Source organism: Bathymodiolus platifrons methanotrophic gill symbiont, assembly GCF_002189065.1.
Taxonomy (GTDB): Bacteria; Pseudomonadota; Gammaproteobacteria; order Methylococcales; family Methylomonadaceae; genus Methyloprofundus.
The window spans coordinates 1-10,207 of sequence record NZ_BDMN01000016.1 but is presented as its reverse complement, the minus strand read 5'-3'; the positions used below and the strand labels follow the sequence as shown (position 1 = coordinate 10,207).

The window sequence follows — 10,207 nt, the reverse complement described above, 5'->3', positions numbered from 1 at the left end:
AAACAAACAGAGAGGCTCGTTCGCGGCCTAAAGTGGTTTCGGAAAAATGATCTTGAAGCGGGAGTAAAATATCGCGTAAAATGAACATGAATGAGGCCGTTTTGTTTGTATAATCAATGAGTTAACATCTTTTATTATACAGTAAAAACAGGTCTCATTCATCATTAACCTGTTGTTTTTTAAGTAAATTCAAGGGTTTTAGCAAACGGAATGCCAGTATTATTAGGAAATGCTAATATTTATTAAAAATAAGCACTAACTAATATTCTTATGCTTTAAAAACTAGGAAACTTCAGTCCAGAATACTTAACCCCTGTTTCAATATAGGATGCGGAAGACTGATCAAAGCATAGCGCCAACAAGGAATTTCTAGCTCTTCTGCATCTAACAAGCCAGATCTATTTGCCTCACGCTCATTCCACAAACCTAATTTATACGCGTGTTCTCTGGATACTTTTTTAACCGCCAAGAGCTCTTTAAATGCTTCCTGTATTTGTTCTGGCGAATCACAATCCAGATCAATTTGCGTCCAGTTTTCAGAATTTCGCTTGCACTCTATTAAAGAGCTATCGTCAAGCCGGGTATCTATATCCAGCAAACGAATATAACAACCCGCCTCATCATAAAACAACTCGCTTGGACACGACCTTGCGCTCTCCACTGCTGAAGGCAAGAGTTTTAAGCCCATTTCAGAATAGAATAAGGCATTCATTAGTTCAGTTTTACCACGCAAAAATTCAGCTGCAAAAGCCAGAGTAATACGCGCACTATTCAAAGCATTAAGTATGCCTAACAACTCGCCTGTTACCTGTTCATCTGCCAATTCATATCGCTCGCACCACTCACAATACATTTCAATTGCCTGAGCAGTATTTTTGCGCCATTGAGCATATTCATGCAGTTGTGCTGTAAAATTCATACTTCCCGCACCTATATTGCTTAACTTTAAATTAAATTGTAGACTAAAAACTGCAAAGTTATGCTAATTTTCTTAACTTCGTGTAAAGATCAAATCCCAGACGCCATGCCCCAGTCGTAAGCCCCTCTGCTCGAATTTTGTTAAAGGCCGATAATCAGGCCTGGAACAATAATCCTGGCTCGGACTTTGATTAGAAAACACCTCTGCCGCAGTTAAAATCTTCAAAATATGCTGGGCATAATGCTGCCAATCCGTTGCTGCATGGAAGTAACCTCCCGCCACCAATTTCTGCGCAATTAAATGCACAAAAGCAGGGCGTACAATACGCCTTTTGTGGTGTTTTCTTTTATGCCAGGGATCAGGAAAAAACAAATGCACGCCTGATAATCCATGCCCTGGAATGCACTTCTCTAGCACTTCTATCGCATCATGATAAAAAATTCTAACATTAGAAATTCCTTGTCGCTCCAGCTGTGCTAATAAATTACCAACACCAGGTTTATGCACCTCAATGCCAATATAGTCCTTATCGGGATTTTCCAGCGCCGTTTTTGCCAGGCTTTCACCATTCCCAAAGCCAATTTCAAGAATAACAGGCCCACGACGACCAAAAATTTCCGCAAAATCACAGACAAGCTCATGATCCAGACAATATTTCCCCCAAAGAGTATCGAGCGCGTACCTTTGCGCCGTTGTCATACGCCCAATTCGGCGAATAAAGCTCTTAATTCTTGGAACTTCCTGCCCTTCTGCTAATGAGGCCACGTATGCTTACCCAATCAAACCATCTACTGGCGAAGACGCAGAAGCAAATCGTTTTCTCGGCATACGTCCGGCTAAAAAGGCTTCACGCCCAGCCTGAATTCCTTTTTTCATGGCAGAGGCCATTAACACCGGATTCTGAGCGACTGCAATCGCAGTATTCATTAATACTCCATCACAACCTAATTCCATCGCTACTGCCGCATCAGACGCAGTACCAACACCCGCATCAACTAAAATAGGTACCTTGGCATTTTCTACAATGGTCAGAATATTATAAGGATTTTGCACCCCTAATCCAGACCCAATTGGAGCTGCAAGCGGCATTACCGCTACACAACCAATCTCTTCCAGACGCTTGGCAATAATTGGATCATCATTAGTATAAACCATCACATCAAAGCCATCTTTTACCAGCAACTCAGCAGCAGCCAAAGTCTCGACTATTTCTGGCAATAAGGTTTTTTGATCAGCCAAAACCTCCAGCTTAACCAGCTTGCGCCCACCCAACAACTCACGAGACAGGCGGCAGGTTCTCACTGCATCATCAGCAGTAAAACAGCCAGCTGTATTGGGTAAAATAGTATATTTGTCCGGCGAAATAACATCCAGTAAATTAGGCTCATCAGGCTTTTGACCAATATTAGTCCGTCTAATGGCGACTGTTACAATTTCTGCTCCACTCGCCTCAATAGCCAGCTGAGTTTCCTGCATATCCTTATATTTACCAGTACCCACTAATAAGCGTGATTTATACTGTTGTCCGGCAATAGTAAAGCTATCTTCCTGACCACCGCCAATTGCCTGGACAATTTCCAGCCTATCATCCGCTTTAACATTAATCTCTGCATATTGATTAAAGGGCAAAATCTCCTTATTCAATTCAACTGCAATACGTTTATTAGCTAAACCCAAATCATTAACAATATCTGCCACGCTAATACTTTCTGTATATTGTTTCGTTTCGCCATTTACATAAACATTCATTCTTGATTCCTGTTAGTTTTTTACAGTTCGTCTGTTTTGTACCGCAAGCGCCAGATTCTTCAGCGCTATTTTCGTGTCCGCCCAGTCTATACAAGCATCTGTTACACTTTGCCCATAAACCAGAGGCTGCCCTGCAACGATATCCTGTCGCCCTGATTTTAAATGACTCTCAATCATGACCCCCATAATACGCTGATCACCACCCGCTATTTGTTCAGCCACATCGTCAGCAACCAATAATTGCCGCTGACATTGTTTTAAACTATTCGCATGACTTAAATCAATCATGATATTAGCCTTTAAACCAGCCTTTTCCATACTAAGCGCCACCTTATCGACACTGACAGCATCATAATTAGGTCCATCAGTCCCACCTCTTAAAATGATATGCGCATCTTCGTTACCCGTCGTAGAAAAAATAGCTGAATGCCCCGCACTAGTGACTGATAAAAAATGATGGGGTCGCATTGCTGCATTAATGGCGTCATTGGCTATAGCAATGGTGCCATCCGTTGCATTTTTAAAACCAACAGGACATGACAAGCCAGAGGCAAGCTCTCTATGACACTGACTTTCCGTTGTTCTCGCGCCAATCGCGCCCCAGGCAATTAAATCAGAAATATATTGCGGAGTAATTAAATCCAGATACTCTGTTGCCGCCGGCACACCCAGTGTATTGAGTTCTAATAATAACTTTCGAGCTACACGCAGCCCCTTATTAATATTAAAGCTATCATCTAAATCAGGGTCATTAATCAAACCTTTCCAACCCACCGTTGTGCGCGGTTTTTCAAAGTAAACGCGCATAATGATATGCAAGTCTTGCTTTAACTCGTCTTTAAGACTGTTTAACTGTTGCGCATACTCCAGGGCAGCCTTGGTGTCGTGTATAGAGCACGGCCCCACAACCACAACCAAACGATCATCTTGCCCCATTAGAATATCATGCACGGCTCTACGAGCATCAGTTGTCGTTTTAGCGGCCACTTCAGTTATCACCAGCTCCTCATGAACCTGCACGGGCGCCATGACCTCTTTGGTCTCACGAATTCTTAAATTATCTGTATTAAATTGACTTTGCATGAGCTATACGAAAAACGATTATCACTGTTAAAATAGATTAACCGAGCATTTTAACATAAAAACACGCTAACAAATAAGCCTGCCTTTTTAAAACTGAAAAGGCTATAATTTCAAACCAGTAACTTGTAGGCCGCGACTTTAGAGACTATGAAAGTACCTGCGTTTAGCCTCCCCCCTTGAGAAGGGGGACTGAGGGGGATCGTATAAAAACACAGGCGCGCCATGCTACCTCACAACATTCTGGGACTCCTGTCACCAACATTCATTCGCCTACGCAGCGAATGGGAGATGCCCTGGTCGCCCTGCGTCCGTCTCAACTACGCACAAAACCCTGCTCCGTTAAGACTACCTCAAATGGCTGGACGGCTATTCGGAATGCAATTCTTGCCTCCCTCGCGCGCTACTAGCGCACTTCGGATCAGCGAATTGCCCTGTCGCCTACCAGGGACTAAAAATCATCACTCCGCTTAGGCTCCGTTTCCCTGATTTTAAGCGTAGGCCACTGATATTGTATGATTAGTTTAAATATATATCAAACCTCCCCTAGCCCCTCCTTAACCAGGGAGGGGGATTTTGTTGAATACTTCCACAGTCTCTAAAGAGGCTGTGAAAGCATCTGCTTTTAGCCTCCCCCCTTGAGAAGGGGGGACTGAGGGGGGGGTATAAAAACATAGGCCACATTGATATTGCATGATTAGTTTTAATATATCAAACCTCCCCTAGCCCCTCCTTAACCAAGGAGGGGGATTTTGTTGAACTGAAGTTTCCCAATTATTGAGTAGCTGAAATACACAATGCTGGTGTATCGAGGTTTATTTTAGGTGGTTTTGCCATGTTTATAGCAAACCCCTACTTAATTCCCCTTAGGCAATAGCATTTGAAACGAATGAAAAGACTATTTTTTTCATATAGTTGTAGCATAGTTTCAATTTTACCATAAATAATTATTGGGAAACTTCAGTTGTTGAATACTTTCACAGTCTCTAAAGAGGCTGTGAAAGCATCTACGTTTAGCCTCCCCCCCTTGAGAAGGGGGGATTGAGGGGGGTGTATAAAAACATAGACCATTGATATTGTACGATTAGTTTTAATATATCAAACCTCCCCTAGCCCCTCCTTAACCAGGGAGGGGATTTTGTTGAATACTTTCACAGCCTCTAAAGAGGCGGTGAAAGCATCTGCTTTTAGCTTCCCCCCTTGTGAAGGGGGGGGGGACTGAGGGGGGGTGTATAAAAACATAGGACACTGATATTGCGTGATTAGTTTTAATATACCAAACCTCCCCTAGCCCCTCCTTAACTAAGGAGGGGGATTTTATTGATACTTTTACAGGCGTCAAAGGCACGCCCTTGCAACATTTGTAATCACCTTAACTTATAACAATAAAGGAAATATCATGCAACACACTCAAAACCTTGTTCATGACGCCGGCCTTGGCTTGCGCCGCTCCTTTATTGAGCAAGCACTGGCAACACCACTAAACAATGTCAGCTTCTATGAAGTAGCACCAGAAAACTGGATGACACTAGGCGGAAAACCAGGCAAGCAATTTAGAGCAATGACCGAGCGCTATCCATTTATCTGTCATGGCTTATCCCTATCTATTGGAAGTACAGACCCACTTGACGAAGCATTCATTAAAAACTTAAAAGACTTTATGCATGAGCATAAAATCAAGTTTTATAGTGAACACCTAAGCTACTGCAGCCATGACGGACACCTCTACGATTTAATGCCTATCCCTTTTACAGAGGAAGCAGTGCATCATGTTGCCAAACGCATACAGCGCGTACAAGACATACTGGAACAAAAAATAGCAATTGAAAATGTCTCCTATTACGCTGCTCCAGGCCAGGAAATGTCTGAAATTGATTTTTTCAATGCCGTGACGACAGAAGCAGATTGCGACGTACTAATAGACATTAACAATATTTACGTCAACAGTGTTAACCATGGTTATGATGCTGAACAGTTCTTACAGGCTATCCCGGCACAACGCATTAGTTATGCGCATATCGCAGGACACTATGTAGAAGCCGAGGATTTTCTGGTGGATACTCATGGCGCTGAAGTTATCGACCCGGTATGGCAATTACTCGGCAAAGCCTATGAGCTATATGGCGTATTTCCAACACTTCTGGAAAGAGACTTTAATATACCCGACATCGCGGAACTACAGCGAGAAGTGAGCACTATTCAATCCATTCAATCAGCATGGCACACGCATAATGAGCAACTTTCCGCATAAAATCGACTTTAAAGCCAAGCAAGCTGAGTTTTCTGCTTATATCCGCAACCCTGCCGAGCAGCCCTGCCCGGAAGATGTACAGCCGGAACGCATGCAAATGTACCGCGAATTATTTTTTAATAATGTAGAAAGCTTCTTATCCAGCAACTTTCCCGTATTACGAAAAATCTTAAATGACGCACAATGGCAACAACTGGCACAAGATTTTTTTGCCACTCATCCGTGCACAACCCCGTATTTCTCCGAGATTCCCGAGGAATTCATCGCTTACTTGCAGAATGAAAGAGCAGCTAACACAGAAGACTATCCGTTTATGCTAGAGCTTGCCCATTATGAATGGGTAGAAATGGCTCTGTCTATAGCCCAGGAAAATCTCCCTGACACTGAAGCAGAGCAGATAACTGATCTGAATCAAACAATCAGCTTATCGCCCTTAGTCTGGATATTAGCCTATCAATTCCCAGTACACAAAATATCACCTACTTATCTACCATTACAAACACCAGAGCAACCCAGTTATCTAGCCGTTTCCCGTAATAACGAAGATGAAGTAAAATTTATTGAACTTTCCCCAATGAGTTTTCACCTATTACAAACAATACAAACTCACCAGCCGACAAGCATTGCTAATGGTTTAACTATAATCTTACCTGACAGCCCAGGCGAATCTCTTAAAAATTCAGCTATTGAAGCATTACAGCAATTTATAGATAAGCAGCTTGTCTATATGTCGTAGTGAAAATATTCAATGCCAAAGTTCCCAGGAATAGACTCCAAATCAAGCTAGCTGACCTCTTGACTTATGCACTACCTTATAAAAAACTGACGCCCTCAGTGGCTCCGCCTTGAATCCAGGAAGCGGAAATGAAACTAAAAATCGAGTCTGACCCTAATATTTCCGGTCCCTTGACTGAAATAGATCGAACGTAACCATTCAGCTCCCCCTCTTTAGCAAGGAGGGGCTAGGGGAAGTTTTATTAAAAAGAATTCCTTCCTGTCTTTATTAAACAACTTTTAAATAGTCACTATTTTCACTGCATATCAAGTCACCATTTCTTTGTAAAGCAAAATAGCCTCGCTTTAATACCTCTTCTTTTGCATCATAATTCATATGAAAAGCGGCTAAAGCACCATACAACTTATAATCCTTATAAATTGGAAATAACTTCTTAAAATTATTAAATTTCCGGTCCAGTTTATCCAGATCATTAATGTGCGCCTTATACTTAACCTCAACAATAGCAATCGAATCGCCATTAGTCATAAACAAATCATATTCTTCCTGTATATTACCTCGGTGCTTTTCCATATTCTTGGTAATATCATCAAAAGCAATTGCACCCAAATGGTTATCTTTGATTAAACTGTTATAAAAAAACTCCTCAGCCACATCACCCTGATTACGGCTAATATTGCCTAGCCGCACACCTAGCCGCTCTATTTTTTCGTCAGTACGCTTCATTTGTTCATCAGTCTTCTTTATCTGCTCATCAGTAAGCTTCTGGGAAACAGCCAAACTTGCTACTAATTCTTTCAATTCATCATCTGTCATAAATATCACCTAGAATTTTTATGGCATTATAGCAAGCAATGCAAATCGAACAGTTAATAAGCAAATAACAAACCTTCCCCATGCTGGCATATTAACCGTTACTATATTTTTTCAAGTGATGAGCCATCAAAGAAAAACAAGAAAAATTAAATCGAGTCTGACCCTAATATTTTAGGCACAAGTTGATCTGGAAGAAATATGGTTGTACACATACCAAGAATGGGGAACTGATCAGGCTGATAAATATCTGAACTTACTCTTTTCCAGATTTACGTGGCTATCTAAAAACCCGTTAATCGGCAAAAAACGTGATGATATCAACGCTGGATACTATTGTTTTCCTGAAGGAATGCACCTGATTTTTTATACCCTAAGGAATGTGCACGAAATAACTTCCTGAAGCAGCCAAGCTTGAATAATGAAATATCTCCCCTAAATTAAGGTTATCTTAATTTATTACTCAGTGGTTGTCTTATGTCATTTCCTTATAAAAAAAATATCGAAAAGTCGATGAAGAAATTTTATGACTCACTTTGTGAAAAAAATAAGCGACGGTATGCCGCCATTGAAAGTGAAAAATTATCTCATGGTGGCGTTAACTACTGAAGTTTCCCAATTATTGAGTAGCTGAAATACACAATGCTGGTGTATCGAGGTTTATTTTAGGTGGTTTTGCCATGTTTATAGCAAACCCCTACTTAATTCCCCTTAGGCAATAGCATTTGAAACGAATGAAAAGACTATTTTTTTCATATAGTTGTAGCATAGTTTCAATTTTACCATAAATGCGACGGAAATTATACTTGCCCAGGACTTATATCCGGAAAAACTGCCTGGAGATGAGCCGGAAGAACTAGAGGTTGTACCATGGAAGCTGGATAATTTAACGCAACTAGTGAGTAGTGGGCAATGTACAGAAGCACGAAGTATTGCTGCTTTGTACATGGTTAGAGATTATATGCTGCAACAGAATGGTTAAAAAAATAATTAACGACGGAAGGCTCGAAACATATTCCATATAAAAATTCTCCCTTCGTTATCCTTTATTTGTCTGCTATATAAGAGGTAAAAAAATGAATTATAAAATTTCATTATTGCCCCTAGTCGAAAACATAGAAAGCAAAGCGGTATTAAAAAAATGCGCCAAAGCCCACCAAGCCTTAGCTGAGTTAAAAGGTCTTGTGGCAACCATCCCCAATGAGAGTATTTTAATTAATACCTTATCCTTGCAAGAAGCTAAAGACAGTTCTGCAATAGAAAATATTATCACTACGCATGATGAATTGTTTAAAAGTGATATCTTCGCCCAGCAATTTATCACGCTGGCGGCTAAAGAAGTGTTTAATTATGCTTCTGCTTTACAAGATGGTTTTAGCCAAGTTAAACAACATGGGCTTTTAACCTGTAATGATATAAAAAAGATACAAGCAGCCATTGAACAAAAAAATGCGGGTTTTAGAACCCAGTCGGGAACAACGCTAAAAAATGAGCAAACAGGGGCTGTAATCTACAGCCCGCCGCAAAAACATGATGAGATTGTCGAACACATGTCCAACCTTGAGCAATTTATCAATAATGATGAATGCTGTGAATGGGATGACCTAGTTAAAATGGCGGTGATTCATCACCAGTTTGAAAGCATTCATCCGTTTTATGATGGTAACGGGCGCACAGGTCGAGTGATTAATGTGTTGTACTTGATTAAACAGGATTTATTAACACTACCAGTGTTGTATTTAAGTCGCTATATTAATCAGCATAAACAAGACTATTACCGATTGTTGCAAAGTGTACGGGAAGATCAAAACTGGGAGCCATGGTTATTGTTTATATTGGAGGCTGTGGAACAAACATCACGGCAAACTATTATTTTGATTAAGGATATCAAAAGCCTAATGCAGGAATACAAAATACAGTTACGCGAGCAATTACCTAAAATTTATAGTCAGGATTTGCTGAATAATATTTTTCGTCATCCGTATACCAAGATTGAGTTTGTAATGACTGATTTACAAGTACATCGAAATACAGCAGCTAAATATTTAGATGCTTTGCTTGAATTGGGTTTGCTTTCTAAACATAAATTAGGAAAGGATAACTTTTATCTTAATGAGGCCCTTTTTCAGTTACTGCTGAACAGTAATGAACAACAAAACCAAGCATAATAGTCATACAAAATGGCATTTTCTTGTGCATGTTATTTGGATATGCACACAAAATGACATTTTCTTGTGCGTGTTATTTGGATATGCACACAAAATGACATTTTCTTGTGCGTGTTATTTGGATATGCACATAAAAAGGGTCTTTATAGGAATAAGGTTTAACCACAACATGTAAAACTAGTTTTAACAAAAGTAAATAGTGGGTTTTTTACCCTTAGGAATAAGCACGAAACAACTTCCCGATATTAATTATTCTTGAGGAATTGCACGGTAATTCCATTTTGGTAAATGTGTATCAAATACAATCGGCATTATTTCTTTGAAGTCAGCGGCATATTTTCGTCCTGTCTCGTATATTTTGTCGAGTATGTGAACAATTGTTGTTAGTCCTTTTGACGTTGATGTTCTAGAAATCAATGTTTTAACTGTTTCAACCGAGTCAAATACAACACCTTCACAAGCACGAGTCACATGAGGAAAAAAACGATGTT

Annotated in this window: 12 protein-coding genes and 1 pseudogene; 7 read left to right on the top strand and 6 right to left on the bottom strand. The window is 40.3% G+C overall.

All coding sequences use genetic code 11. From position 1 onward, the window contains the following. Positions 1-292: 292 nt before the first annotated feature. The 4 genes from CDZ78_RS00945 to aroG all read right to left on the bottom strand — a co-directional run bounded on the left by CDZ78_RS00945 (position 293) and on the right by aroG (position 3,751). Positions 293-919, bottom strand: a complete 627-nt coding sequence (locus CDZ78_RS00945) for a hypothetical protein (RefSeq protein WP_087868270.1) — start codon at positions 917-919, stop codon at positions 293-295. A gap of 72 nt (positions 920-991) precedes the next feature. Then, the gene (gene trmB / locus CDZ78_RS00940) at positions 992-1,618 is read right to left on the bottom strand and encodes a tRNA (guanosine(46)-N7)-methyltransferase TrmB (RefSeq protein WP_221901039.1); all 627 of its coding nucleotides are present in this window, start codon (positions 1,616-1,618) and stop codon (positions 992-994) included. Positions 1,619-1,690: 72 nt separating this feature from the next. Further along, positions 1,691-2,668: a sulfur carrier protein ThiS gene (thiS, locus tag CDZ78_RS00935; protein ID WP_087868268.1), complete on the bottom strand. Its 978-nt coding sequence runs from the start codon at positions 2,666-2,668 to the stop codon at positions 1,691-1,693. Positions 2,669-2,680: 12 nt separating this feature from the next. Beyond that, positions 2,681-3,751 carry a 3-deoxy-7-phosphoheptulonate synthase AroG gene (aroG, locus tag CDZ78_RS00930; protein ID WP_087868267.1) on the bottom strand — a complete coding sequence of 357 codons (1,071 nt, stop codon included), beginning with the start codon at positions 3,749-3,751 and terminating at the stop codon, positions 2,681-2,683. 281 nt (positions 3,752-4,032) lie between these two features. Between aroG and CDZ78_RS23520 the strand changes: the two genes are divergently transcribed. The 3 genes from CDZ78_RS23520 (at position 4,033) to CDZ78_RS00920 (ending at position 6,735) form a co-directional block, all read left to right on the top strand. Continuing rightward, on the top strand, positions 4,033-4,158 hold the full coding sequence (locus CDZ78_RS23520; protein WP_263458613.1) for a hypothetical protein: 126 nt from the start codon (positions 4,033-4,035) through the stop codon (positions 4,156-4,158). 989 nt (positions 4,159-5,147) lie between these two features. Next, positions 5,148-5,999 carry an HvfB family MNIO-type RiPP peptide maturase gene (locus CDZ78_RS00925; RefSeq protein WP_087868266.1) on the top strand — a complete coding sequence of 284 codons (852 nt, stop codon included), beginning with the start codon at positions 5,148-5,150 and terminating at the stop codon, positions 5,997-5,999. Then, positions 5,980-6,735, top strand: coding sequence for an HvfC family RiPP maturation protein (locus tag CDZ78_RS00920; RefSeq protein WP_087868265.1), 756 nt, complete (start codon positions 5,980-5,982; stop codon positions 6,733-6,735). Before CDZ78_RS00925 ends, CDZ78_RS00920 begins: the two co-directional genes overlap by 20 nt. A 267-nt stretch (positions 6,736-7,002) precedes the next feature. On the opposite strand, the gene CDZ78_RS00915 is transcribed toward CDZ78_RS00920, so the two are convergent. Next, positions 7,003-7,551, bottom strand: a complete 549-nt coding sequence (locus CDZ78_RS00915) for a hypothetical protein (RefSeq protein ID WP_087868264.1) — start codon at positions 7,549-7,551, stop codon at positions 7,003-7,005. A 187-nt stretch (positions 7,552-7,738) separates the two neighbouring features. On the opposite strand from CDZ78_RS00915, the gene CDZ78_RS00910 reads away from it, so the two are divergent. The 4 genes and pseudogenes from CDZ78_RS00910 (at position 7,739) to CDZ78_RS00900 (ending at position 9,716) form a co-directional block, all read left to right on the top strand. Further along, positions 7,739-7,951, top strand: coding sequence for a type II toxin-antitoxin system RelE/ParE family toxin (locus CDZ78_RS00910; protein WP_087868263.1), 213 nt, complete (start codon positions 7,739-7,741; stop codon positions 7,949-7,951). A 74-nt stretch (positions 7,952-8,025) separates the two neighbouring features. Beyond that, positions 8,026-8,157 carry a hypothetical protein gene (locus CDZ78_RS23515; protein WP_280175532.1) on the top strand — a complete coding sequence of 44 codons (132 nt, stop codon included), beginning with the start codon at positions 8,026-8,028 and terminating at the stop codon, positions 8,155-8,157. 190 nt (positions 8,158-8,347) lie between these two features. Then, positions 8,348-8,530 (top strand): annotated as a pseudogene (locus tag CDZ78_RS22795) (ADP compounds hydrolase NudE); the annotation flags it as partial. A gap of 94 nt (positions 8,531-8,624) precedes the next feature. Next, on the top strand, positions 8,625-9,716 hold the full coding sequence (locus CDZ78_RS00900; RefSeq protein WP_087868262.1) for a Fic family protein: 1,092 nt from the start codon (positions 8,625-8,627) through the stop codon (positions 9,714-9,716). A gap of 249 nt (positions 9,717-9,965) precedes the next feature. Here CDZ78_RS00900 and CDZ78_RS00895 read toward each other — a convergent pair. After that, on the bottom strand, positions 9,966-10,207 hold a 242-nt coding region (locus tag CDZ78_RS00895), incomplete at its 5' end, for an ISAzo13-like element transposase-related protein (RefSeq protein ID WP_444979187.1).

What these genes read in the sequence shown, in the direction of transcription:
- CDZ78_RS00900 (WP_087868262.1), top strand. Translation starts at nt 8,625, where the DNA reads ATGAATTATAAAATTTCATTATTGCCCCTAGTCGAAAACATAGAAAGC.
- CDZ78_RS00920 (WP_087868265.1), top strand. Translation starts at nt 5,980, where the DNA reads ATGAGCAACTTTCCGCATAAAATCGACTTTAAAGCCAAGCAAGCTGAG.
- thiS (WP_087868268.1), bottom strand. Translation starts at nt 2,668, where the DNA reads ATGAATGTTTATGTAAATGGCGAAACGAAACAATATACAGAAAGTATT.
- CDZ78_RS00925 (WP_087868266.1), top strand. Translation starts at nt 5,148, where the DNA reads ATGCAACACACTCAAAACCTTGTTCATGACGCCGGCCTTGGCTTGCGC.
- CDZ78_RS23520 (WP_263458613.1), top strand. Translation starts at nt 4,033, where the DNA reads ATGGGAGATGCCCTGGTCGCCCTGCGTCCGTCTCAACTACGCACAAAA.
- trmB (WP_221901039.1), bottom strand. Translation starts at nt 1,618, where the DNA reads ATGACAACGGCGCAAAGGTACGCGCTCGATACTCTTTGGGGGAAATAT.
- aroG (WP_087868267.1), bottom strand. Translation starts at nt 3,751, where the DNA reads ATGCAAAGTCAATTTAATACAGATAATTTAAGAATTCGTGAGACCAAA.
- CDZ78_RS00945 (WP_087868270.1), bottom strand. Translation starts at nt 919, where the DNA reads ATGAATTTTACAGCACAACTGCATGAATATGCTCAATGGCGCAAAAAT.
- CDZ78_RS00915 (WP_087868264.1), bottom strand. Translation starts at nt 7,551, where the DNA reads ATGACAGATGATGAATTGAAAGAATTAGTAGCAAGTTTGGCTGTTTCC.
- CDZ78_RS23515 (WP_280175532.1), top strand. Translation starts at nt 8,026, where the DNA reads ATGTCATTTCCTTATAAAAAAAATATCGAAAAGTCGATGAAGAAATTT.